Source organism: Geobacter anodireducens, assembly GCA_001628815.1.
GTDB classification, from domain to species: Bacteria; Desulfobacterota; Desulfuromonadia; order Geobacterales; family Geobacteraceae; genus Geobacter; species Geobacter anodireducens.
In genome coordinates, this window is record CP014963.1 from 2,187,726 (window position 1) to 2,212,154 (window position 24,429).

A 24,429-nucleotide genomic window follows, 5' to 3' on the forward strand; every position below is an offset into this window, starting at 1 on the left:
GATTCTATCGCAGCCTGTCAGTAATTCTTTTGACTCCATCCATCAGGAGGTCATGACACCTGCATGCGTACCTTCAAGAGCCTGCTTCTCCGTCCCGTCCTGGCCGTTGCCGTCTGCCTGACCCTTGCAGGCCACGCCAACGGCGCCTCCCGTTCCTACCAGCGCTCCGTAGAGAGCTACAGCATGCCCGACGTAACCCTCATCAACCAGGACGGGAAAAAGGTCCGGTTCAAGGAACTCGTCGAATCGAACCGGCCCGTGGTGGTGGACTTCATCTTCGGCACCTGCACCACCATCTGCCCGGTCCTTTCCGCCACCTACACCAATCTCCAGACCAAACTGGGCGCGGACATGAAAAAGATCCACCTGGTGTCCGTCTCCATCGACCCCGAGAACGATACGCCCCAAGTCATGCGCGAGTATCTCGCGCGCTACCGGGCCAAGCCGGGGTGGGATTTCCTGTCGGGGTCGCGCAGGGACATCGACCGGGTGATGAACGCCTTCAACTCCTACTTCCGCAACAAAATGGACCACAAGCCCCTCACCTTCATCCGTTCGCCGGCCGACGGCAAATGGACGAGGATCTACGGCCTCATCAGCAACGTCGAATTAATGAATGAACTTACCAAAGCGGGGTTGAAATGATCTGCGTGACCGGTAAACGTCTTGCACTTTCCGCTGTTGCCATGCTGCTCGCGCTGCTGTGCGGGACCGCGGCAGGCCGTGCCGCGGAGCCGCCCGCCGCGTTGTCCCCCGACGAGATGCGTCTGGGCGAACGGATGTACCGGGAGGGGGTTCTCCCCTCGGGTGCCCCCATGAAGGCGTTCGTGAGCGGAGACGTGCCGGTGGACGGCACGGCATTCACCTGCGTGAGCTGCCACCTGCACAGCGGCCTCGGCTCCTTCGAGGGAGAGGTGGTGACCCCCCCCACCAACGGCCGGGTGCTCTACCAGGAGCGCAAACCGTTCATTCCCGGCTCGGAATTCATCCCTTCCATTTCCAACTATGCCAAGCACCTGCCGGTCAGGCCGGCCTACACCGACGAAACGCTGGCAAGCCTGATCGCCACGGGGATCGACCCCACCGGCCGCTCGGTGCTCTACGTGATGCCGCGCTACGAGCTGGGGGACCGGGACATGGCGATCCTCATCGCCTACCTGAAGGCGCTCTCCGACAAGCCGTCCCCGGGCGTCGGCGCTTCGGAAATCAAGTTCGCCACGGTCATCGTGGACGGCACGGACCCCGTTGCAGTGGACTCGATGCTCACCCCCATCCAGTTCAGCATCGACCGGAAGAACAGCCTCGCCCTCGCCGCCCGGAAGAATTACCGGGTGGCGCGCATGGCGTACAACATGCTCGGCGACCTCCACAGCATGACCTTTTCCCTGTCACGCTGGATCCTGAGAGGTCCGCCCGAGACCTGGCGGGCCCAGTTGGACCAGTACTATCGCAATGAACCGGTATTCGCCCTGCTGGGGGGCATCTCCGGGGGGGAATGGGAGCCGGTTCACCGGTTCTGCGAGGAGAACCGCATCCCCAGCCTCTTCCCCGTGGTCGACTACCCGGTGATTTCAGACTCCGACTGGTACACGCTCTACTTTTCACGCGGCGTCAGGCAGGAGGGAGAAGCCGCCGCCCGCTACCTCAACGGCATGGCCGGCCTCTTCAACAGCCGCCCCGTGGTCCAGATCATCAGGGAAACCCGCAAGGGCGAAACCCTGGCCGATGGGTTCCGCGCCACCTGGCAGCAGAGCGGACACGCCGCCCCCCTCGACATCCGCCTGCCCAAAGGGGAACGCCTCACGGACAAGCGGGTCCGGGAGATCCTCGACACCCACCGCCCCGCGGCACTGCTGGTCTGGGACGACGATTCGGCCCTGCCGGCCCTGGCCGGTGCTGCCGCAGGCCAGGAGGAACAGCCGACGGTCCTCCTGGCCTCCGGCACCTATCTGGGCAAGACTCTCTGGACCATCCCCGAACCGCTGCGCGAACGGCTCTACCTGACCTACCCCTACCGGCTGCCCCAGGAAGACGTCCGCTTCGACATCGCCGTCAAAAAGGTATTGCCCGGCAAGGATATCCAGTCATTCGACCAGAAGATCATCCGGGAATCGTTCATCGCCGCCGAGGTCCTGGGCAAGGCATTCATGGAGATGCGGGCGGAATACTACCGGGACTTTCTCATGGACACCATCGGCATGATGACCGACATGTACTATCCCCTCTACGAGCGGGTCAGCTTCGGTCCGGGCCAGCGCTATGCATCCAAGGGGTGCTACATCGTCCAGCTCGGCAAGGGAGAATCGCCCAAACTCGAACGACGCAGCGAATGGGTCATTCCCTGACCCCACGGGAGAACGCCATGCTGAAAAACCTGCTTGCCCCCCTGCTCCTCCTGAGCCTCGCACTCCCTCCCTGCGGCCACTGCCATGGGGATGAAGGGGAACGGGTGTTCATCGTAAAAGATTACCGCTACCAGCCCGCAGAAGGCTCCGGGGCCGACCTGCAGGTGGGCCGGGATCTTTGCGGGACCCGCTGCAACGCCCTGTCGTTCAATTATCTGAACGTAATCGAGCCGGGCGGCTGGAGGATGATCAAGATCACCGACCACAGCGAAATCACCGTTGACCTGGGCAATCCCTTTCTGGACGGAGCGTGCGTCTGCATCGGCGACGAATACGTCGTAAAGATCGATGATCTCAACAGGGTGAGATAGAACGACGCCGGATGGAAGACCACCCTCGACACCACCGGCAGCGCTGCTGCCGACGCACATCCCGATCAGCCACATCGCGTATTAACAACAAATAATTTCTCAAAAAACCTGTCACCCGTTTACACGATATATACAGAGCAGTATACTTTTCGATACACAATCCGAACACCCAACCAAGCCAAACCGTTCAAGCCGTGCCTTAAAGCCGATTCGATGACGCCACATCCGTGTTGAGTATCACCTTTTCAGAAAAGGAGAACAGGTCATGAAAAGACTGATGGGAGCAGTAACCGGATTGCTGATTTCCGGCGTTCTGGTCGCGTCGGGCATGGGAGCTGAGCCGTCCAAGGCGACCCGTCACAAGCGCGCAAAGGAGAAACAGCCTGCGCACTATGACGTGAATGCCCCTGACAGCAAGGTGCCCCAGGCCCAGAGAAACGTGGTCAAAAAGCGAGAAGATGCGAAAAAACGACGCGATGAACTGCGCAAAGTGCGTGACGCAACCATGCGTGCGACGGACTGACACCCCCAGCTCGGCAGCCTATGGCTGCTCGCTGCAGGACTGCCGCATGACTGAGTAGCCTGAAGCCAGCCACACCCGGTTTCGACGGGTTATAGCCAGCACAAAGGAGACATTCGATCATGACTTCCGCACGCATGTTATTGGCCACGGCCATAGCAATTGTCGCTCTCGGGGCCGGGACCGGCACTGCCCTGGCGTTTCTCAAGCCGGACAAGACCCCGATCGGCCCCGGCGACACACCGGACTACCTGACCACGCCCAACTGGGCCTACAGCCCGCCCATGCGGAAATTCGTCGACACCCTGCCGGGACTCGGCAGCGGCAACGCCAACAACCTGGGGCAGTTCCTGCCCGTGGCCGTTCCCGACATCACCACCTACCCCGGCTCCGATTATTACGAAATCGAACTGCGGCAGTACACGGAGCAGATGCACACGGACCTGCCGCCCACCACCCTGCGGGGCTACGTGCAGGTGAACAACGGCACGAATACAGCCGCCTGCACCGATCCGTCGCTGAATCTGGCCAACCCCTGCACGGTCGCCAACAACACCGTGGCGCCGGCACCCGGCCCGCGCCATCTGGGCCCCATCATCGTTGCCCAGAAGGACCGGCCCGTGCGGGTGAAGTTCATCAACAAGCTCCCCACCGGCGCCGGCGGCAACCTTTTCATCCCCGTCGACCAGACGGTCATGGGCTCGGGTCTCTTCCAGATCGACTACGATCCGGTCACCAAGCAGGCAACGGCCCTCAAGTCGGGCACCTTCACCCAGAACCGGGCCGAACTGCACCTGCACGGCGGCCGTACCCCCTGGATCAGTGACGGTACCCCCCACCAATGGATCACCCCCGCCGGCGAGATGACCGACTACCCCACGGGGGTCAGTGTGGAAAACGTCCCCGACATGCCCGATCCGGGGCCCGGCGCCCAGACCTACTACTGGACCAACCAGCAGAGCTCCCGCATGCTGTTTTACCATGACCACGCCTGGGGCATCACCCGCCTCAACGTCTACGTGGGCGAAGCGGCCGGCTACCTGATCAGGGACGCAGTGGAGCAGGAGCTGATCACCGCCGGAACCATCCCTTCCACGGAGCTTCCGCTGGTCATCGAAGACAAGACCTTCGTTGATCCGGCCACCATCGTCGCCACCGACCCCACCTGGGCCTGGGGTAGCCAGCCCTGGACGGGAACCGGTCCCATGACCCCGGTCAAGGGCGATCTCTGGTGGCCCCACGTCTACATGCCGGCCCAGAACCCCTTCGACATCACCGGCATCGCACCCATGGGACGCTGGGCCTACGGACCCTATTTCTGGCCCGCCACCAACAACCCGTTCCAGCCGATCCCCAACCCCTACTACAGTGCTGCGTGCGATCCGGCGGGCGACCCCGCCACCACGCCGGGCCTGCTGGGCGGCCCTTACGGCCAGTTCTGCCAGCCCCCCGAGATTCCGAGCACCCCCAACCCTTCATGGGGAGCTGAAGCGTTCATGGATACGCCGCTCGTCAACGGCACCGCCTATCCGGTCCTCGACGTGGATCCCAAGGCCTACCGGCTCCGCATCCTCAACGCGAACCATGACCGGTTCGTCAACCTGCAGCTCTACAAGGCCGATCCGGCGGTGGACCCCAACGCCACGCCGGGCTCCGACGCCAAGTGTCTGGCGCTCGGCGGTTGTGCCACCGAGACAGAAGTGAAAATGCTTCCGGCCCTGGACTACTCGACGGATCCGACCTGGCCCGCCACGTGGCCGGCCGACGGCCGTCCCGGCGGCATCCCCGACTGGACCACCCGGGGTCCCGACTGGGTCATGATCGGTACCGAGGGCGGCTTCCTGCCCAAGCCCGTGGTCATCCCCAGCCACCCGGTCACCTGGAACAACGACGTAACCACCTTTAACGCCGGTAACGTCAACGGCGGCTCGCTCATACTTGGCCCCGCCGAACGGGCCGACGTGATTGTCGACTTCTCCCAGTATGCCGGCCAGACCCTGATCCTCTACAACGACGCGCCTGCCCCCTGGCCCGCAATTGATCCCCACTACGACTACTACACCGGCGCGCCGGACAACCGCGCCATGGGCGGTGCCGACACCACGCTGGCCGGCTTCGGCCCCAACACCCGCACCATCATGAAAATTCGCGTCGCAGCCGGCGCCGGTGCTCCTTTCAACCTCACCGCGCTGCAGGCAGCCTTCACCTCGGGCAGCAACTCCGGAGGCCAGCCCAGCGTCTTCCAGCGATCACAGGACCCGATCATCGTGGGTCAGGGCAACATGAACCCCGCCGGCGACCCCGCTGTCTTCAGCGCCTTCCTGTTCCCCGAAACCTATGATGCCTACAACAAGGCCTACGACCGGGTGTTCCCCACCTCGTGGCCCAACTGGGGCGTCTCCCGCATCAACGACAAGGTCCTCAACTTCATCGGCAGCGACGGGTCCACCACCTACCAGTACAACCCTGCCGACACTACGCCCCTGCCCTGGGATCCAACCAAGACCACCAAAGGCGGCATGCCCATGAAGTTCAAGGCGATCCAGGACGAGCAGGGCGAGACCTTCGACGACTACGGCCGCATGCGCGCCGCCCTCGGCCTCGAGCTGATCACCCCCGGCGCCGGCCGCGTCAACTTCATCGTCCAGACCTACAGCGACCCGGCAACGGAAGTGCTCCAGGAAGACGGCATCCAGATCTGGAAAATCACCCACAACGGTGTGGACACGCACCCGGTCCACTTCCACCTCTTCGACGTCCAGGTGCTCAACCGGGTCGGCTGGGACGGCTTCATCCGCCTGCCCGATCCGACCGAACTGGGCTGGAAGGATACCGTCCGGATCAGTCCGCTTGAGGACACCATCGTCGCCATGAAGCCGGTCAAGCCCAAGATGCCGTTCGGCATACCCAACAGCTTCCGTCCGCTGAACCCGGCAACCCCTCTCGGCGACACCACCGAGCTCTCCATGGTCGACCCGACCACCGGCCAGGCATGGGCAACGCCCAACATCAACCGCCTCTTGAACTTTGACTGGGAATACGTCTGGCACTGCCACATCCTGAGCCATGAAGAAAACGACATGATGCGGCCCATGCAGTTCATTCCCGTCACCAACCTGCCGGACGCGCCGACCCTGAACACGGCCATCGTCACCGTCAACAGCGTGGTGCTCAACTGGACCGATCCCACGCCGCCGAGCGTCCCGTCAACCCTGGGCAACCCGAAGAACGAAATCGGCTTCCGGGTCGAGCGCTGCACCGGCAGTGCCTGCACCGATTTCGCCCCCATCGGGACGGCCCTGGCGAACGCCACCAGCTATACCGACCTGGCCATCAACTCGACCACCACCTACCGGTATCGGGTCGTCGCCTACAACGCCCTCGGCGATTCACCGGCGTCCAACATACTCTCCGCCGACACGGCCGTCATCTCCAGGCCGATAATCTCGGTATCGCCGCTGACGGCCAACTTCGGCAACGTAACCGCCGGATTTACCTCTACCCCGAGAACCTTCACCATCCAGAACACCGGCCAGTTGCCCCTTCAGGTCACCGCATTCACCCCGTCGGGTGCCAATGCGGCCCTGTTCCCGATCCAGAACGGTACCTGCGGCACCCTGCCGGCAACGCTCGCCCCCGCCAGCAGTTGCACCTTCACCGTAACGTTCTCCCCCACGGCAGCGGGCAGCGTGACGGCAAACCTGCAGATCGCCTCCAATGACGCCGCCTCCCCCGTGCCGAACATCAACCTGAGCGGCACCGGCGTCGCGGCAGCCACCAACCCGGTCCGGATCAACACCATCTACTATCCGACCCTGGCGGCTGCCTTCACTGCAGCAGCATCGGGCAACACCATCCAGGCCTTCGGGATCCTGTTCACCGAACCTGCAGTCAACCTCAACAAGACCGGCACCATAACGTTCCGCGGCGGGTACGATGCGCTCTTCGGCACCAGCACCGGCATGACGACCCTGCAAGGGGTCCTCACCATCACCAACGGCGCGCTCGTCGTCAACAACCTGACGATCAGGTAGGAAGCGACAACTCGTCCGTAGACGCGCGGACTTGAACAACAAGAAGACGGCTCCCGATGCTGGGGGCCGTCTTCTTGTTTCCAAAGAGCGCCACCGTAACTACACGTTGCAGAAATGAATGGAGCCACCAGAAGCAGACATGCATCGTCAGGCTCCAAGCCATCCCTCCCGACCTGTGGACACAAGCCCTAGAACTCCGCATCCCCGCATGTGCGGGGAACACACAACTGGCGCATGATTGATGTGGCATAACGGCGGTTCATCCCCGCGCATGCGGGGAACACCAAAGTCCTGGCTGGAAAAGCAGGGGGACAAGCGGTTCATCCCCGCGCATGCGGGGAACACCTGATGACCCCCCGGTGATCAGGCGGGGTGTTCGGTTCATCCCCGCGCATGCGGGGAACACTGTCTTTTCGTCGCTCACAGGTGCCTCCTGTACGGTTCATCCCCGCGCATGCGGGGAACACCCACTCAGCCCCGGGCACAACTTCATCCCGCACGGTTCATCCCCGCGCATGCGGGGAACACAAAACGGTTTCGGTTCTTCTCCGCTGTCCGGCCGGTTCATCCCCGCGCATGCGGGGAACACCTACCGCTCATGGTGGCTACCGGGGGAGAGAGCGGTTCATCCCCGCGCATGCGGGGAACACTTGGCGGCGGCCTTCTGCTCGGCGAGGTACTTCGGTTCATCCCCGCGCATGCGGGGAACACGATGCCTTTGCCCTTTCCGGCAACACTGATGTCGGTTCATCCCCGCGCATGCGGGGAACACCACTGACGAGCAACACGTTTCTGACATCGGGGCGGTTCATCCCCGCGCATGCGGGGAACACTCCGCCCCGGTGGCGGTCTTCTTGTCCGGAATCGGTTCATCCCCGCGCATGCGGGGAACACGGCTGCGGGCCGATGTTTACCAGAGACGTACCCGGTTCATCCCCGCGCATGCGGGGAACACGGCAGCGGTGTGGCAGATGAGCTCAACCGGCTCGGTTCATCCCCGCGCATGCGGGGAACACGTGTACTGGCCATAGACCCCGGCCATGTTGCGCGGTTCATCCCCGCGCATGCGGGGAACACCTCACAGTGAAAACCTCCACGTAACGATTTCCCGGTTCATCCCCGCGCATGCGGGGAACACAAATGCTGTCGATTAACCGGGCGTATTTCAAGCGGTTCATCCCCGCGCATGCGGGGAACACGCTGGCAATCTCATTTACCTCAAGGTTCCCAACGGTTCATCCCCGCGCATGCGGGGAACACGTTTGCCAACGGCAGTATCGTGCAGCCACACAAGGTTCATCCCCGCGCATGCGGGGAACACCCGAGTAACGATACCCGATCATCACCGCCCAGCGGTTCATCCCCGCGCATGCGGGGAACACGTGACGCCGAGCATCTGGAGTCCTTTCCAGTGCGGTTCATCCCCGCGCATGCGGGGAACACCCTTTCAATTTCAATGCGAAGCCGCTCCGACGCGGTTCATCCCCGCGCATGCGGGGAACACTGGTTGCCCCGGATGCAAACACCCAATCGGCCCGGTTCATCCCCGCGCATGCGGGGAACACGGGGAGTGTACCCCTTTATTTTGGAATCAATTCGGTTCATCCCCGCGCATGCGGGGAACACCTTGATGATTTCCGCCGCAGGCTCGAACCGACCGGTTCATCCCCGCGCATGCGGGGAACACGGGCTACCCCGCGAGACGGCCGATGAGGCAGCCGGTTCATCCCCGCGCATGCGGGGAACACGTACACCAGAACACGTCCTGGTAGCCGGGGTTCGGTTCATCCCCGCGCATGCGGGGAACACATCGGGACATCTTCAAGATTATCCAGACCTGGCGGTTCATCCCCGCGCATGCGGGGAACACTCACCGATGATGTCCGCGGGGTGCTCGATCGTCGGTTCATCCCCGCGCATGCGGGGAACACGCCGCTCTGGACCCTAAAGGCAAGGCCAGGGGCGGTTCATCCCCGCGCATGCGGGGAACACAGCTCTGGCCCAAATGGGGAAAGTTCACCGCCCGGTTCATCCCCGCGCATGCGGGGAACACCTCGCTGGTGTCTCCGCTGTCGCTGTTTCGTCCGGTTCATCCCCGCGCATGCGGGGAACACCTGCTTATTGGCAGTCAAAGCTATATGAGTTGCGGTTCATCCCCGCGCATGCGGGGAACACTGTTATTGGCGTCCTCGAACGTGTTGTTTATCCGGTTCATCCCCGCGCATGCGGGGAACACAAAGTCCCTTGTTGCTTCTGGCTATGCTGTAACGGTTCATCCCCGCGCATGCGGGGAACACAATATCAGAAAAAGATAATTCCACAGACTACCCGGTTCATCCCCGCGCATGCGGGGAACACCTTGGTGCCACGCTCATCATCGGTGATGTACGCGGTTCATCCCCGCGCATGCGGGGAACACATGAACAAGGCACCGATGCGGCTCGGGAGCATCGGTTCATCCCCGCGCATGCGGGGAACACTATGCTGATTCACACATAATCCCTCCGCTGATCGGTTCATCCCCGCGCATGCGGGGAACACTCTCCCTCCGCCACCCACTGGACCTTGTCGACCGGTTCATCCCCGCGCATGCGGGGAACACAGCCCCCAGATGGTGTCGGGTATGATATCAACCGGTTCATCCCCGCGCATGCGGGGAACACATCTCACCGCAGTAACCGCACCGATAAACCGACGGTTCATCCCCGCGCATGCGGGGAACACTCCCGGAGCGTCCGGCCAATCTCAGCGTGTGGCGGTTCATCCCCGCGCATGCGGGGAACACCTTGGTTCATCTCGGCTTTTTTCCGGATGCCCCGGTTCATCCCCGCGCATGCGGGGAACACCACGATACCCTGGAGACGGCCCACGCCAGGGCCGGTTCATCCCCGCGCATGCGGGGAACACAGGGATTGCGGAACAGCTTGAAATGCCTGAGAGCGGTTCATCCCCGCGCATGCGGGGAACACTGCGGCGACCGGTAATTACATAGGTGACGTAGACGGTTCATCCCCGCGCATGCGGGGAACACAGTGGGGACGCGACAAATAACGGTGCCGCCCACGGTTCATCCCCGCGCATGCGGGGAACACTTCCCACAGTTCCTGTACGAAGGTGGAGCAGACGGTTCATCCCCGCGCATGCGGGGAACACTCACGGGAACGCGCTCATGGGCACGGTGTTACCGGTTCATCCCCGCGCATGCGGGGAACACTGCTTGTGTATCTTGGCGGCGAACCGGGCAGCCGGTTCATCCCCGCGCATGCGGGGAACACTTCGGCAACGGCTTCGACACCCTGGTAACGCTCGGTTCATCCCCGCGCATGCGGGGAACACCACATCATGGCCCTCAAAGGCCTGCGCATCGCCGGTTCATCCCCGCGCATGCGGGGAACACGGTCTCCTTTATGGGGGGTTCGGTGTTTGACTCGGTTCATCCCCGCGCATGCGGGGAACACTCGATAAAGGAGCCGCCCAGAAGGTTGGTGCCCGGTTCATCCCCGCGCATGCGGGGAACACTCGCGGGTGAACTTATCAAGGTCTTTCTGGAGCGGTTCATCCCCGCGCATGCGGGGAACACTCCTGTTTGGTATATATCCCTTATGGAATTTGCGGTTCATCCCCGCGCATGCGAGGAACACACTCCCCTGATCGACCTGACGTCCATGTTCAGCGGTTCATCCCCGCGCATGCGGGGAACACACCGCAAAGCCCACAAGTCGGCCGAGGACGCCCGGTTCATCCCCGCGCATGCGGGGAACACCTCTTCTTCCATGATCCGTTTGATCTGGGCGCCGGTTCATCCCCGCGCATGCGGGGAACACGCAATGAAATTGACTACCCAACCCCGATATACCGGTTCATCCCCGCGCATGCGGGGAACACACGATACGACGACCTCGTATTGTGTAATCCCCCGGTTCATCCCCGCGCATGCGGGGAACACTTTCTAAGCTGTGATGGCAATGGTTTCCCCTCCGGTTCATCCCCGCGCATGCGGGGAACACGTCGTCATCGGTTTTCTGACAGTGCTGGCAATCGGTTCATCCCCGCGCATGCGGGGAACACATGATGGCGGAGAGGATCCCGTTGCTGCCGCCCGGTTCATCCCCGCGCATGCGGGGAACACGCATTTTTCGCAATTCATCTCTCTGTTACCTCCGGTTCATCCCCGCGCATGCGGGGAACACTACATTTATTATCTCTGTAGTCAGTCTATTTCCGGTTCATCCCCGCGCATGCGGGGAACACGCAAGGGTGGTGTTGTTGCCGCAAATTTTAGCCGGTTCATCCCCGCGCATGCGGGGAACACTACGTCGCTATATCGCCGGTTTTATCGCGTTTCGGTTCATCCCCGCGCATGCGGGGAACACACTTCCTCTACTTCATTGAATTCACATGCGATTTCCAAACAGCTCAAACCTACCAACTTTTCTCACCGGATTCGTCATGGTTCTGCAGCCTGCTGCGCTCCATTCTCCGGCAGGAATGACACCAGCTTGATTCCATCCATCTCCACAGGAATTCGCCGATTGGCGCCGAGGGTTAGGAAGTCGAAACCCGACTCTGTGTTGGTACTCCAAGCCATGACGGCGTTACCGTCGTCAATCCCCTGCACGATGGTATTCCAGATCATCTCCCGCACCCGACGCGAGACTTTGCCCACGTAGACTCCGGCCCGCACTTCAAGCAGCCAGAGAGCCAGCCGGCCGCGCAGCCTCGGCGGCGCATTCTCAACCACGATGACCAGCATCGCCGATCCCCTCCTTGTTCGGAATTGCGGCTTCGACCGATTCGGGCGGCGGCGTGGGCACCGCCATGCCACCGGCCGCAAGTACCTGTTCGATAGTGGGAATAATCCGGTGCAGAATTTTTGACTGGCGGAAGGCATCGCGGCAGGCGAGCCGCACCTCCCGCTCCGGGTTCCGGGGCTTTTTGGCGGCAATCCGGAAGGCCACCGGCACCACGGTTTCGAACTTGAAGATGTCGGCGATGTCGTAGACGAACGATTGGGGTTTGCCGGTATGGATGAAACCGACCGCAGGGGCATAGCCCGCCGCCAGGATCGCCGCCTCGCAGATGCCGTAGAGACAGGCAGTGGCCGATGACAGGCAACGGTTCGGCACATCGCCGCTCTCCCACTGAGTGTGGTCGTAGTTGCGGGCCTTCCACGCAACGCCGTGCTGGCGGGCGAGAAGCTCATACATCTTACGAACCCTCACCCCCTCAATGCCGCGCAGTTGTTCCACGCTCCGCCGCTCGGGAGGCTCTTCCCTGAAGCGGAGAGCGTACATCTTGCGCACAACTTTCAGCCGAGCCGAATCGTCCAGGGCCAGTTTCGCCTGATAGAGGAGCCGGTCGGCCCGCGCCCCGCCCGGCTGGCCCGAGGCGTAGAGCCTGACCCCGGCCTCGCCGATCCAGACGAGGAGGCAGCCGATCCGGGAGGCGAGCGTCACCGCTGCATGGGATACCCGCGTGCCCGGCTCCAGCATGAGACACGCCACCCCGCCGACGGGGAGATGAGTACGGACGCCGGTCTTGTCCACCACCACGAAGGCGCCGTCAAGCACATCGAGGTTTCCCTTTTCCACGTAGAGAACTGAGATGCGGTCTTTTATCGGGATGGGTTTAAGGGGAGGAAGCTGTGGCTGCATTGCTGACACCTCCTTGGTAAATCAGGGTCAATCCCCCCTTTATGAAAGGGGGGTCGGGGGGAATTTATGCCCTAGCTAGTGACAGCAATCCGCAGCCGAAGGCCTTCGCTGGGCCGATGCCGGTATTGATCAGGGATATCAACCCGACGGGGTCCGTCACTGACAACACACCATGAAAACTAACCGCCTGAACCTTGCCGACCCGTTTTTCCCTGACCTTACGAAAATTCATGGCTGGACGCTTTTCTACCTCGACCGCCTCAATGACGGCCACGCCCTCAAGTTTCCGTTTCAACCATGCACGCAGATCCTCCTCACGAATCAGCGGAACGCGGCACTTTTTTATTTCATTGGCACTATTTAGTCTCGCGCTTTCGTCATTGATCGTCTTTACCGGGTTGGCGACTAGCATGAAGCGCAGCCGCTGATCTTGCTGGAGGCTGGGAATGTACGGCTTGCTCCCCATCAACCGTACGTCGCGAGTTACAGCAGTGGCCGGTTCGCGTCGAGACAGCATCAACACCTCCACGCTCTGTTGACCGGACCGCTCAACACGAAAGAGGAAATCACGCTCGGCGTCGGCATCTTCGGGAAAGAGCTTCCACAAGACTCGATGAATTTCGTAGGGATTGCGACAGGCTGTTCCGTTTATCAAGACTTTACTCAGATACATCGTCCCCTCCGTAAACATGGACGTTGCGGCTGGCAAACTGGCGCGGCTGGCGAACCAGCGGCACGTCACGAAGCCGTATGGTTCGCGTTTCACCCGGTTCCTCACTGTAGATCACCCCGCCATCCGAAGGAATCATTCGCAAAGCGGCACAAGCATTCGCTGCAGAAAAGCTCGTCTCGAACAGCGGACGGGACAATGGACAACTGCGCCTACCAAGATAGGGGGTGAAATGGGGCGACTTTACGGCCTGTTCCAGTTCAACCAGTGACATCGTCGCAACGTCGGTATTCCATACGGCCACGGTGTAGGCAGCATCGAACAGGTATTCGCGCCAAGTTTGGATGGTCTCATGGCTTTTCAGACCGGAATAATCCTCCCGCGCATCCCTCACCGTGTGGTAATCGGTTGCCTTGATGATCGGCAGGGAAGTTTTCCGGCCGTCGTGCCTAATTCGGAAGCGTTCTTCCTTACGAACGGCAAAGACAATGCTGTCTGCCAGTTGTTGCAGGCGACCGGCCTCGTTTCGCCTGATGCCCAGGCAGGCTCCGAGCAGGCCGAGGAGGGCGCTACGTGTGGGGAAGTTGCCGGACGGTCGCTTTCCCTCGAAAGTATGCTCCCCCCATGACTGCATGGGTCCTTGCAGCTTGAGGATCAGATAATCACGCATGGTTACCCCTCTCCGTTGTTCATCACCCAAGTTTTGAGTTCTTCAATAGTACTCTTCCGGGTGATCCCTTCAGGGACGCTACTCTGACCGAGGATGAACTCGCCGCACCGCTCGGAAAGGCCGTAACCTGTATGGATCTGCTGCCAGTAGTTATGCAGTTCAGCAATGGAAGGCTCTTTGAAGCCGCTGCCATTGACGCTACGGACAGGTTTTTCGAATGCATTTGCGAGCGATACCGGGATATCGGAAAAGGAAACCAGGGCAAGGTCGGCTAGGTTGTGAGCTGCGAAGCTCTGCTGTTTGGCTGAAGGGACAATCGTTGCCAGCATGTGAAGCAGATGAGCGCCGATCTCCAGTGCCTTCTCGCGCGGGGCATTGCCCAGGTTTTCCTGCAACTGCTTCACGTTGAGGCTGGCATAACGATAAAAGACCCCGCTGGAAAATTCCTGTGTATCGAGATGACCGGAGCCCAGTTCCTGCAAGTCGTCCACGGCAGTGAACCAGTCGATATCCGCATCAACGCTGTGGGTGGTCAAGACATGGGCAACGGCCAAGGCACCATCGACCTTGCCGAGTTCACTCATGAGACCTGACGTCGCCATGCGGCCGGCAAGGGCAATATCAACACCGGATGCCAGAGCCTGCCGCATGGCAGCCGTTTCATTCTTCAACAGCTTGCCCAGAGCTTTTTCGTCCTGTCCTTGCGCCAGCGCCCTCTTGACCTGCTCGCAGAACCATGCCACCTCTTCGATTGCCCACGGCGCCACGGCATCGCCTTCTGTCGCAACTCCGACACTCGATTCCTTACCGGCCAGCAGTGCAACGGTCTTCTTCACCAGTTCGGCATCGTAACGTCCGGCCAGACGATCATTCATGATCGCGACCAGTTCGTCCAACTTCTTGGTGCGCACGCTTGCCTCGCCAAGGTGCTGACGGTAGTAATCACTCTTCCGGATGGCCCGCTTGAGGCTTTGACTGGAAACGCGCACCCGTCGCTCACCACCAAAAATGGCCGATTTCTGCATGTTCATGTCGTCGCGGTTGAGGCAAGAGGGACTGTGGGAAATCAGGATGTGAAAGTTGATGAAGTTCTTCATGTAACTATCTCCTATAGATGTTTGAAATCAGTTCGAGTGATTGAGGAAGTAATCTTCGAGCAGGTCACGCTTGCTTCGATCATTCCAGTACCAGAGCTGTCGCGCCGCCAGATCCCAGTTCACGGTCGGTTCGGCCATACGCAGAATCCGGCGTAACTGGATCATGTCGTTGGGCTCGCTGCTGCGTACAACCTGAAAAAGACGCTTTTCGCCAACTCCCCTCCCCTTGGCCAACGCTCTGCCCAGGCTGATATTCTCGCCGCTGTGCTTGATGCACGGCAGGCAAAAGATCAGTCTCTGGTAGGCTCCCTTTTCCCACTCCGTCGTTCCCCGACCGCTGAAGAGCCGATAAAAAGCAGGCACTTCCAGTAGGTCGTCCGGGCATTCGACTCGGCGCAACTCGGCTCTAGGGCCCGGAGCCAGCCGCTCCCACGCCTGATAGAGGCCCATAAAATCATGCGTTCGTTCCATCGTCCCTCCTTCCATCCCGCTGTGGTTTGAGTGCATTTAAATGCTTGTACAGTGTCTTGCGCGCCACGGCTGTGGTACGAATTAATTCCGGATCGTTGCGGTAGGGTGCGACCGATTCGTTGAAAAGTTCAACGACAATGCCGTGGAGCTCTTCCCCCATTGCCAGCAATGCCTGGGCTGCTTGTTCAAAGTCGATGCGTGCTAAGGTATCGAGAACAGTATCTTCACTACGGCGGTAGAATTGCTCCTTAGCCAATTCATGGACCTTAACGCCGGCTCCCTTGACCTCTTTGAAGCCCGTAGAAAATACAAAAAGCGCCTTATTCAGTGCATCGCGATACCCAGCCGCCTGTCCGACCAGCGTGTGAACTACGTTTGTATGCCCACTCCAGCCGTCATTGAGAAAGATCAGTTCATGCGTCGCTCAAGAATCGATGCCTGATTATTGCGGTAGCCGCCAACCGTCAGGCGTAACTTGTTGAGTAGTCCCTGCGCCTGCCACACTACAGCGGCTGGCTCCTGCCCTTCCTCTTTGCTGTTGGTCGTTTGCCGCTGCACGACAAACCGGCTCAAGTGGGTCCAAGCTGGGGCTGAAGTGGTAAAGGAGACAAATTTTTCTTCCCGCTCTCCCTTCTTCACCGAACTGATACGGGGGCCGTGGGGGTGGGGCCAGAGTCCGTCGATGGTGTAGTTAAACTTTGCCTTGTTGAATCCCGCATAAACCTGTTTCTCGACAAAACCGCAACAGATACAAGCTTGTTCTCCCTGCGGCGGCATCAGTTCAAGATGTCCCGGCTGCCAGAAGAGCCCGCGCAGCACGCCGATTGCTTGTGATGGAATCGTCTCGCCTGCCTTGATTGGTGCAACCCAGGTCGGTTGCTGACTGCGTGTTGCGTGATGCCACGGGATAATTTGTGTCAGACGCTCCTCACTCAAGACATTGAGCCAGACGGTTTGCCTCAAATGTTCACCTTGCACCAGAGTTGTCACCGGCGCGCCACCACGCAGACTCCCCTTGAACCCGCCGCCGAAACTCGGCGCATTGGATGACTGGTTGAACAGGGCGATGGCCGTGCAACCACCGCACAAGCAGGCGCCCAACCTCGGTTCGTTCACAAAGCAACTGTTTGTCGCCCCCGTCAGTCCCGCCAGCAGCTTATCCATGGGAGTCGGGTCCTTGGCGCTGACATTGCGCACCTGCATGAACGGAAAGTCGGGATGGTCGAGCCGGAACCACTCGCGATAGGGCGCACAACCGCTCTCAAACTCATCCAACGGCAACGGAGCAACGATCCGCTGTTTCAACGCGGCAGTGTTCTGCGGCGGAAAGAAAACCTGCGTCATGCAGATCAGCAATTGCAGGGCCGCCAGTTCCATGTCGTCGCGCGGTAGGCACAGCTCCCAGCGACCGTCCTCACACAACAGTTGCCGCAACGTGAGTTTGCACGCCGCACCGGCCGGTAATGGCCGCACAGGTATCCATGCATCAGTCAACAGATTCATTTCACCCTCTCCAGTCCGGTATCGCGGTGATACCTGAAAGTAACCTTGTCCCCGTCGCGCACATAGCACCCCTCTCCTTGTTCCGTCATGGTGAGCCAGTATCGTCTTTCGTCGTCAATTTCGCACAACGCTCTCAGCCAACCACTCCAGCGCGCAGGGACATTGATGCTGTTGAGAGCCAACTCCTCTGCCCTGCGGAATTCATCCAAATCACCAAGCAATCCACCATCGAGGAAGCGCTGCCCCTTTGGCGAATCGATGACCGGGATCACCGTGAGCCCCATTTCATCGTCACGGGTAACAGCAGTGACATTTTCATCTGAATCCGAAAACGGAGTCACTTCAAACGCCCTCCTGACCATGTCCATTGCCTTGTAACGTTTGACCTCCAACTCCACTTCAAACATCTCATGACCTGTAACAACCGATTCTGGCTCGTTCCCCCACGGATCTCCGGCATAGACTCTTTCGATCCATTCCCGATAGGCGGCCGGGAACGGAACCTGACCGGCGGATGCGGAAGTCAACAATTGCTCAGTGCGCCAGAGCACTCGTGTATTAGCGTAGATTTTCCCGGTATAGCCGTAATTGCATTCGCACGGGAGGAGGACGGTACAGACTGGTTTGTCGTATCCAGCAGGTCGCGATGCGCGCCGATGACGATGCAGTCTCCCCATGCGCTGAAAGAGGAGGTCGACCGGGCACAACTGGGTGACTAGCCAATCGAAATCCAGATCGAGAGATTGCTCGACAACTTGAGTGGCAACCAGAATGCGACCCTGTTCGCGTTTGCCTCTGGGGCCGAAACAGTCGATGACCTCGTTTTCTCTGATTTGCCGATCCTTGAAGCGGTAACGCGCATGGAAGAGGCCGACCGGAGCGGATGTCGTCTCTCTCAGGACAGCGGCAATTCTCTGGGCATCGTTCACCATATTGCAGATCACCGCAACCTGCGCGCCGCTCTCTGCTGCCCTGACAATTCGAGCGAGCAAGGTCTGGTCTGGCTCCATTCCCTCAAGTTTTAGGGCTTCAATTTCAACCATAACCGGTTTTGGCGTTTCATGACGAGTCAACGAAATAGACGGGAAATCCACATTTCCGAGCCAAGTCAACAACGGATAGGCTGCCGATGGGTTGCATTCGGTGCGTTTGTCTCCCCAGGCCGCTGCGAGTTGTTGCTTCAGCGTTGCGGGCAGGGTGGCCGATAACAGGATGGCCGAGCCGCCGCACTGGTGCTGCTGACGCAAGACTTCTTCAAGCAGACCGTACATGTAGGCGTCGTAGGCATGCACCTCATCCACAATCAGCACGCTTCGTCCCACCCCAAGGCCACGCACGAAGCGATGCTTGACCGGCAATACGGAAATCAGGACCTGATCGATGGTGCAGACTCCGATCTGTCCGAGAAAAACCCGTTTGCGACTCTCCGCCAGCCATTCCCCACATTGTGTCCAGCCGTCCGGGTCGGTGGCGTCGCTATGCCCTCTGCGCTTGAGGTCCGTGAAGGTCCGGTTGAACCGGGCATTGCCATGGGCCAGTAAGAGGTTCGGGCTGTTGGTAAAAATACGTTCAGCCAGCGATTCAAGTCGGCCCAGCATGGCGTTGGCAGTGGCCTGCGTGGGGAGCGCGAAGATGATCGAGTCGGCTTGCCCGGCAGCCAGCAACCGCCAGGCATGGGCGAGGGCAGCTTCGGTCTTGCCTGATCCGGTCGGGGCCTCAATGATGGTCAAACCGTCCTGAAGCGGCAACTGATCGACCTTGGTTTGCAGCGGACAAGGCGTTGCGATGGCAGGGAGAAGGTCGGATATGCCACCGTAGCTCTTGGCTGTGCCGTTAAGCCCGGAGAAGGCAAGGATGGCAGGAGCGTCCTGTGAGAATTTTTGTGTGAAATAGTCCGAGATTGACAGCGGTGACTGATGGAAGGAGAAATTGGTGTCGTCGCAGCGGGAAGCCAGCCAGTCTGACACGGAACAGAATCCGGCCAGTAGCGGCGATGGAGGAGGCGGGGCGTTATCAAGGGAAAGACCGACCGGCCACAGGAAAAGTTGCTCCAATGCTGTTAGCCACTCTTTCCGGGCTGTTTGATCGATCTCGGCGAATCTGCCGTCGACCGAAACAGAAAGAGACGCATCACTTGCATATTCCGCCTGTTTCACATGGCCATGATGCCCCGTTACCGATTCGATCCACGGCTTCCAATTCGACCACAGAGGCGGTTCATCGTCTATAAAAAGTGAGTCGCCAGCGGTTTCGAATCCGTTGAAGGCGAAAAAATCTTTCTTGAACCAGAAGAGGCCACTCTCGCCGTGCTGGTATTGGTTGATGTCAAATTGCGGAGGCAGGCTTGCCCCCTGACCTGCCAACGGATGCAGCTTCTCCCACGCCTCCCTGACCTTCAGTTGGAAGCGCAGATCAAACTTGCCGTAATCGTGCAATGCGATAAAGAAGAGCAGCCAGGCGCGGATCTGAACCTCGGAGCAACTCGCATGACTGGAGAAGCTGCGCCGGATAGTCGGACTCGCATCCCACCAGACTGCGGCCACAGCCGCGACGTCAAGGCAATGGTACGGCAAGAGATGGTAACCGCCTGCATCCTTCTCAGCCTTCCCCCAATACCAAACATACTCCGAGACAGTAAGACTTTCCATTTCCCCCTCCAACGCAACCAAGCCAAGCAAGCCACCATCAACGCGTTCAGTTAGTATCATGTCATTATGACAAATTAAGTCACGACTACCACAGAGCACCACTTTTCATAGCCTTCCCACCCTCAACTCCCCCCACACCCGCGCCGTGAGCCGCGCGTCGTCGAGCGCCCGGTGGCACCTGGCCCCTTCGGGCACGGCTCCGAACAGGTGCTGGTAGATGGTTTCCAGGCGGTGGTCCGGCAGCTCCGGCAGCCTGCGCCGGGCCAGTTCCAGGGTGCAGGCGGACCGGCTGTTCAGCGACAACCCCAGGCGGCCGAACTCGTGCCGCAGGAATGCCAGGTCGAACCGGGCGTTGTGGGCCACGAGCAGGGCCCTGCCGATGAAATCTCCGAGAGCCGGGTAGACCTCTTCCGGCAGCGGCTGGTCGGCGAGCATGTCGTTGGTGATGCCGTGAATCATGGATACGTGACGGGGAATCGCCCTCGTTACCCTGATCAGGCTGCTGAATTCGGAGACGATCTGCCCCTCCTCCACAAGGACGGCAGCCACTTCGACGACCCTGTCGCCATATCCCGGGAAAAGGCCGGTGGTTTCCACATCGATCACTGCCTGGAGATGGTGGTTTTTCATGTCGTGTCACCGCCTGTGTGCATGCGTGCCTCCCGGAAGATGCATCTTTGTGCGTCTTTCACCATGAACTATCCTTCATATCCTTACTTCCCGATACCGTCAATTCAGGAAATTCCTTGATCTCTCACGTATTTTTCCCTAGTGTGCGCCGTCTTCCCCTGCGGCACGAAAAAACCGCCCGGTCGGATGGCTCCGACACGGGCGGTCTGGTACGGCTCAAGGGATGTTTCTTCAGCGTGTTGCGGGTCTGCTCCTACTTCCTCACGAAGATCTCCCGCGCCAGGTTGGAGTCGATGGCGAATTCGGAGTACCCCACCCGGAAAATGTACGACGGAAAAACCTGCATGAGCACGATGTTGTTGCCCGGCAGGACCCCCATGGCCATGAGCTTGCGCATCTTGATGTCGTCGCCGGTGGCCAGGTAGGCGATTTCGCCTTCTTCGCCGGCCTTGAGCTCGGTGAGGGGAACTACACCCAGGTCGCCGCTCTGGCGGGCCTCGTCGCAGCAGTCGCCCGGAGGGATCGGCTTGCCGTGGGGACAGGTGGCGGGGTGGTTGAGCATGGTGCAGACCTTGGCGTCGACCCCTTCGTGGAGCAGGTGCTCGAACTCGCACGCCTTGTCCTCGGCATGGTCGCCCCGGATGTTGAGTACGTCCATCATGAGCCGCTCGGCAAGGCGGTGCCGCCGGACGGTCCGCTTCCCCTCGTCCTTCCCCTCGGGGCGGAGGTAGGCCCGCCCCTCCCGGACCTCGATGAAGGCGAGCAAGGCCAGTTCGCCATAGGCGGGGTCAGCGGCGGGGACCTTGATTTCCTCCATCTCCAGATGGCTCTTCCCCTCCTCCTCGCAGGCGATCCAGAGGGCTTCGAGGATTTCTTCTGCCTTGTCGGACAACTTCATATGGGTGCTCCTTTGCATGTATGGTTGGGCCGGTTATTTCTTCAGCAAGTCTATCATCTTCCTTACCACTTTCGGCGCCTTGGCTTCAGGCGGATTCTCGTAAAAGCATTTGGGGCAGCGCACCATCCGGCAGCCGCCCGGCTTGCCGCATTTGCCGCAGGAGCGGATTCCCTCATCCTCGGCGAATTCGTGACCGCAAAAGCCGCAGCGAATCATAGGATCCCCGTGAAAAGGATGAAACGGTTGAGCGCCCAGCCAGAGCCAACGGCCACCACAGAAACGAACAGGGCGATGAGACCGGCGGTTTTGATTCCCCGCTCCTTCTTCATCATGAGGAACTGGGCGACACAGGGGACGAACAGGGTGAGAGTCACGGCCGCCACCACCAGTTGGCGCGGGTCCATGAGCCCCTTGGCCTGGAGGTCGTAGAGGCCGGCGGCGCCGTAGTCGCGGCGGAAGAACCCGAAGATGAAGGCCACGGCCGCGTCGCGGGGAAGGCCGATGAAGGCCATGACCGGCTCCATCCAGTTGACGAGCTTGTCGAAGAAGTTGGTGATCTTGCCCAGCCAGAGCAACACCGACGCCAGGATGAAGAGCGGCAGGATCTCCATGAAGTACCACTGCATCCGGGTGTAGGTCTTGGTGATGACGTTGGAGAGCTGGGGCAGCCTCATGGGTGGAAGTTCCATGTAGAACATGGGGGTTTCGCCGGGCATCACCTTGGCCGATAAAAGCCCCACCACCAGGAAGATCAGCAGGAGACAGGCGCTCCAGACCAGCAGCGCCCCCGGGGCCTTGGAGAGGAGCGCATGATGACCCCGAGCTGGGCCGAGCAGGGGATGGCCAGGGCCAGGAGCACCGTGGCTATGATCCGCTCGCGGGTGGTTTCCAGGGTGCGGGTGACCATGGTGGCCATCGTGTCGCAGCCGAAGCCGAGCACCATGGGGATCACCGCCCGGCCGGTGAGGCCGAACTTCTTGAAGATCCGGTCCACCAGGAGGGCCAGGCGCGGGAAGTAGCCGCTGTCCTCCAGCATCGAGAAGAACAGGAAAAAGGTGGCCACGATGGGGAGGATGATCCCCACGGCGTAGCGCAGCCCCAGGGTGATGACCCCGTACTCGCCCACGATCAGCTCCCGGATGATCTCCCACGGCACGATGCCGTTGACGACGCCTATGATCCAGGGGTTGAAATACTCCTCGAACAGGGTCCCTTCCAGGAAGTCCACCAGGGTGCCGGCCCCGAAGACCCCCACGAACTGATAGAGGCCGTAGTAGAGCACCGCCAGCAGCAGCGGCACGCCGGTCAGGGGATGCACCGCCCAGGACGAAAGCCGTTCGCCCGCGGTGACCCGGCGTTTTTCAGGGGTTCTGAGCACTCCGGCCAGGAGTCCCTTGACGATCCCCTTGCGCTCCAGGGACAGGTCCAGGTGGAAGGATTCCCGGCGCTCGAAGGTCTTCTCCCTCACCTTCTCCGCAATGGACGAAGCCCTCTCCCCCTCTTTGCCGGCCACCAGGGCAGCGATCTCCTCGTCCCGCTGAAGCAGCAGAAGGGCCAGGGATTTGCCGGAAAGGGTGTAGTCCCCCCGGAGCTGCCCGGCGATCTCGGCGATGTCCCCTTCCAGGCGCCGGCTGTAGCCGAAGCTCGCATGGCGCGCGGTCTCGTAGGAGGCGATGGCCTTCCTGATCTCGGGCAGCCCCCGCTTCTTGGCCGTGGCGGCGCCGATGACCGGGATGCCGAGCTTCTCCGCCAGGAGCGGGATGTCGATCTCCAGCCCCATCCGCTCCGCCTCGTCCATGATGTTCACCACCAGGATCACCGGCAGCCCCGCCTCCACCAGTTGGAGGGTCATGACCAGCATCCGCTCCAGGTTGCGGGCGTCGAGAACGTGGAGCACCACGTCGGGGCGCTCGGTCAGGAGAATTTCACGGGCAACCCGCTCCTCTTCGGTGATGGGCAGGATGGAATACATGCCGGGGGTGTCGATGATCTCCCAGGAGCCCCCCTCGAAGGCGGCACTGCCCCGGGAGACCTCCACCGAGGTGCCCGGATAGTTGGAAACCGCCACATAGGCCCCGGTCAGGGCATTGAAGAGCACGCTCTTCCCCACGTTGGGGTTTCCCACCAGGGCCACCTTCCTGGTGCCGGCGCCGGCCGGAGTGCCGTCAGCGGGGAGAGAGCGCTTCCGCTCGAATAGTCCCATGTATCAAACTCCTCATTGAATAGTTGAGGCTCGTGCAGAACTACTGCGGGGCCGGTCTGCGGAGCTGCCGCTCGCTCAAAAGCTCAACGCACCAACGGGTACGCCTCGCTTCCTCGCTCGCTTGCGCCTGCAATCCCGGCCTCCTTCATACCGTTTTGCATGGGCCTCTTGTGTTAGTGAAAATCACTTTCAGGCATCGTCGCGGGAAAAGTGCCGGACCGTTGAACGGCGCGGCACGATCAGCCCTCTTTGCGACAGGCGGCGCAGAGGCCGTACAACTCCAACTTGTGGGTAGTGATGACGAAGCCGTGGGCCGCGGCCACATCGTTCTGCAGCTTCTCGATGGCCTCGTTCTCGAACTCGATGATGGCGCCGCACCCGGTACAGACCAGGTGGTCGTGGTGCTCCCCTTCCAACACGTGCTCGTAGCGGGTCTGGCCGTCCCCGAACTGCATCTCCCGGGCGATGCCCGATTCCGCGAACAGCTTGAGGGTGCGATAGACCGTGGCGTAGCCGATGTTCGGGTGCCTGGCCCTGAGCCTGAGGTACAGCTCCTCGATGCTCAGGTGGCGGTCGGTGGAAAGGAAGGCATCAAGAATGATATCCCGCTGGCGGGTCGACTTGAGCCCGTGCTTGGCGATGTAATCATGGAAAATTTGCTTTTTTGCCCGCTTCATGGCCGACCCTCAACTGAAAGTGAATATCATCATAAACG

16 protein-coding genes, 2 pseudogenes and 1 CRISPR repeat array are annotated in these 24,429 nt (G+C 60.6%); of the genes and pseudogenes, 5 read left to right on the forward strand and 13 right to left on the reverse strand.

From position 1 onward, the window contains the following. The first annotated feature begins 63 nt into the window (after positions 1-63). From A2G06_10015 to A2G06_10035, 5 genes are all read left to right on the forward strand, one after another. Positions 64-645 (forward strand): photosynthetic protein synthase I, encoded by a 582-nt coding sequence (locus A2G06_10015; GenBank protein ANA40568.1) that lies wholly within the window; start codon positions 64-66, stop codon positions 643-645. After that, a complete protein-coding gene (locus A2G06_10020; protein ANA40569.1) occupies positions 642-2,345 on the forward strand; it encodes a cytochrome C in 1,704 nt (567 codons plus the stop codon). Before A2G06_10015 ends, A2G06_10020 begins: the two co-directional genes overlap by 4 nt. Before the next feature lie 17 nt (positions 2,346-2,362). Then, positions 2,363-2,716, forward strand: a complete 354-nt coding sequence (locus tag A2G06_10025) for a hypothetical protein (GenBank protein ANA40570.1) — start codon at positions 2,363-2,365, stop codon at positions 2,714-2,716. A gap of 265 nt (positions 2,717-2,981) precedes the next feature. Beyond that, positions 2,982-3,239, forward strand: coding sequence for a hypothetical protein (locus tag A2G06_10030; GenBank protein ANA40571.1), 258 nt, complete (start codon positions 2,982-2,984; stop codon positions 3,237-3,239). Between the two features lie 119 nt (positions 3,240-3,358). After that, positions 3,359-7,270 (forward strand): laccase, encoded by a 3,912-nt coding sequence (locus tag A2G06_10035; protein ID ANA40572.1) that lies wholly within the window; start codon positions 3,359-3,361, stop codon positions 7,268-7,270. 194 nt (positions 7,271-7,464) lie between these two features. Next, a CRISPR array of direct repeats spans positions 7,465-11,643; the repeat unit is 29 nt; unit sequence CGGTTCATCCCCGCGCATGCGGGGAACAC. A gap of 74 nt (positions 11,644-11,717) precedes the next feature. On the opposite strand, the gene A2G06_10040 is transcribed toward A2G06_10035, so the two are convergent. The 13 genes and pseudogenes from A2G06_10040 to A2G06_10100 all read right to left on the reverse strand — a co-directional run bounded on the left by A2G06_10040 (position 11,718) and on the right by A2G06_10100 (position 24,391). Beyond that, positions 11,718-12,023 (reverse strand): type I-E CRISPR-associated endoribonuclease Cas2, encoded by a 306-nt coding sequence (locus A2G06_10040; protein ANA40573.1) that lies wholly within the window; start codon positions 12,021-12,023, stop codon positions 11,718-11,720. Next, positions 12,004-12,924, reverse strand: coding sequence for a subtype I-E CRISPR-associated endonuclease Cas1 (locus A2G06_10045; protein ID ANA40574.1), 921 nt, complete (start codon positions 12,922-12,924; stop codon positions 12,004-12,006). The genes A2G06_10040 and A2G06_10045 overlap by 20 nt, the downstream gene beginning before the upstream one ends. Before the next feature lie 64 nt (positions 12,925-12,988). Continuing rightward, positions 12,989-13,597, reverse strand: a complete 609-nt coding sequence (locus A2G06_10050) for a type I-E CRISPR-associated protein Cas6/Cse3/CasE (GenBank protein ANA40575.1) — start codon at positions 13,595-13,597, stop codon at positions 12,989-12,991. Next, positions 13,584-14,264, reverse strand: coding sequence for a type I-E CRISPR-associated protein Cas5/CasD (locus A2G06_10055; protein ANA40576.1), 681 nt, complete (start codon positions 14,262-14,264; stop codon positions 13,584-13,586). Before A2G06_10055 ends, A2G06_10050 begins: the two co-directional genes overlap by 14 nt. Positions 14,265-14,266: 2 nt before the next feature. Continuing rightward, positions 14,267-15,361 carry a type I-E CRISPR-associated protein Cas7/Cse4/CasC gene (locus A2G06_10060; GenBank protein ID ANA40577.1) on the reverse strand — a complete coding sequence of 365 codons (1,095 nt, stop codon included), beginning with the start codon at positions 15,359-15,361 and terminating at the stop codon, positions 14,267-14,269. Between the two features lie 27 nt (positions 15,362-15,388). Then, a complete protein-coding gene (locus tag A2G06_10065) occupies positions 15,389-15,832 on the reverse strand; it encodes a type I-E CRISPR-associated protein Cse2/CasB (GenBank protein ANA40578.1) in 444 nt (147 codons plus the stop codon). Further along, a pseudogene (locus tag A2G06_10070) lies at positions 15,816-17,335 on the reverse strand (type I-E CRISPR-associated protein Cse1/CasA). Before A2G06_10070 ends, A2G06_10065 begins: the two are co-directional and overlap by 17 nt. After that, entirely contained in the window at positions 17,332-19,983 is a 2,652-nt protein-coding gene (locus A2G06_10075) for a CRISPR-associated helicase/endonuclease Cas3 (GenBank protein ID ANA41648.1), read from the reverse strand. The pseudogene A2G06_10070 and the gene A2G06_10075 overlap by 4 nt, the downstream one beginning before the upstream one ends. A 105-nt stretch (positions 19,984-20,088) precedes the next feature. Continuing rightward, the gene (locus tag A2G06_10080; GenBank protein ANA40579.1) at positions 20,089-20,613 is read right to left on the reverse strand and encodes a DNA polymerase III subunit epsilon; all 525 of its coding nucleotides are present in this window, start codon (positions 20,611-20,613) and stop codon (positions 20,089-20,091) included. A 253-nt stretch (positions 20,614-20,866) separates the two neighbouring features. Next, positions 20,867-21,511 carry a transcriptional regulator gene (locus A2G06_10085; protein ID ANA40580.1) on the reverse strand — a complete coding sequence of 215 codons (645 nt, stop codon included), beginning with the start codon at positions 21,509-21,511 and terminating at the stop codon, positions 20,867-20,869. Between the two features lie 33 nt (positions 21,512-21,544). Continuing rightward, positions 21,545-21,727, reverse strand: coding sequence for a hypothetical protein (locus A2G06_10090; GenBank protein ID ANA40581.1), 183 nt, complete (start codon positions 21,725-21,727; stop codon positions 21,545-21,547). After that, positions 21,724-23,714: pseudogene (locus A2G06_10095) on the reverse strand (ferrous iron transporter B). The gene A2G06_10090 and the pseudogene A2G06_10095 overlap by 4 nt, the downstream one beginning before the upstream one ends. 239 nt (positions 23,715-23,953) lie before the next feature. Next, positions 23,954-24,391, reverse strand: a complete 438-nt coding sequence (locus A2G06_10100; protein ID ANA40582.1) for a transcriptional repressor — start codon at positions 24,389-24,391, stop codon at positions 23,954-23,956. Positions 24,392-24,429: the final 38 nt, after the last annotated feature.

What these genes read in the sequence shown, in the direction of transcription:
- A2G06_10015 (ANA40568.1), top strand. Translation starts at nt 64, where the DNA reads ATGCGTACCTTCAAGAGCCTGCTTCTCCGTCCCGTCCTGGCCGTTGCC.
- A2G06_10020 (ANA40569.1), top strand. Translation starts at nt 642, where the DNA reads ATGATCTGCGTGACCGGTAAACGTCTTGCACTTTCCGCTGTTGCCATG.
- A2G06_10025 (ANA40570.1), top strand. Translation starts at nt 2,363, where the DNA reads ATGCTGAAAAACCTGCTTGCCCCCCTGCTCCTCCTGAGCCTCGCACTC.
- A2G06_10030 (ANA40571.1), top strand. Translation starts at nt 2,982, where the DNA reads ATGAAAAGACTGATGGGAGCAGTAACCGGATTGCTGATTTCCGGCGTT.
- A2G06_10035 (ANA40572.1), top strand. Translation starts at nt 3,359, where the DNA reads ATGACTTCCGCACGCATGTTATTGGCCACGGCCATAGCAATTGTCGCT.
- A2G06_10040 (ANA40573.1), bottom strand. Translation starts at nt 12,023, where the DNA reads ATGCTGGTCATCGTGGTTGAGAATGCGCCGCCGAGGCTGCGCGGCCGG.
- A2G06_10045 (ANA40574.1), bottom strand. Translation starts at nt 12,924, where the DNA reads ATGCAGCCACAGCTTCCTCCCCTTAAACCCATCCCGATAAAAGACCGC.
- A2G06_10050 (ANA40575.1), bottom strand. Translation starts at nt 13,597, where the DNA reads ATGTATCTGAGTAAAGTCTTGATAAACGGAACAGCCTGTCGCAATCCC.
- A2G06_10055 (ANA40576.1), bottom strand. Translation starts at nt 14,264, where the DNA reads ATGCGTGATTATCTGATCCTCAAGCTGCAAGGACCCATGCAGTCATGG.
- A2G06_10060 (ANA40577.1), bottom strand. Translation starts at nt 15,361, where the DNA reads ATGAAGAACTTCATCAACTTTCACATCCTGATTTCCCACAGTCCCTCT.
- A2G06_10065 (ANA40578.1), bottom strand. Translation starts at nt 15,832, where the DNA reads ATGGAACGAACGCATGATTTTATGGGCCTCTATCAGGCGTGGGAGCGG.
- A2G06_10075 (ANA41648.1), bottom strand. Translation starts at nt 19,983, where the DNA reads ATGGAAAGTCTTACTGTCTCGGAGTATGTTTGGTATTGGGGGAAGGCT.
- A2G06_10080 (ANA40579.1), bottom strand. Translation starts at nt 20,613, where the DNA reads ATGAAAAACCACCATCTCCAGGCAGTGATCGATGTGGAAACCACCGGC.
- A2G06_10085 (ANA40580.1), bottom strand. Translation starts at nt 21,511, where the DNA reads ATGAAGTTGTCCGACAAGGCAGAAGAAATCCTCGAAGCCCTCTGGATC.
- A2G06_10090 (ANA40581.1), bottom strand. Translation starts at nt 21,727, where the DNA reads ATGATTCGCTGCGGCTTTTGCGGTCACGAATTCGCCGAGGATGAGGGA.
- A2G06_10100 (ANA40582.1), bottom strand. Translation starts at nt 24,391, where the DNA reads ATGAAGCGGGCAAAAAAGCAAATTTTCCATGATTACATCGCCAAGCAC.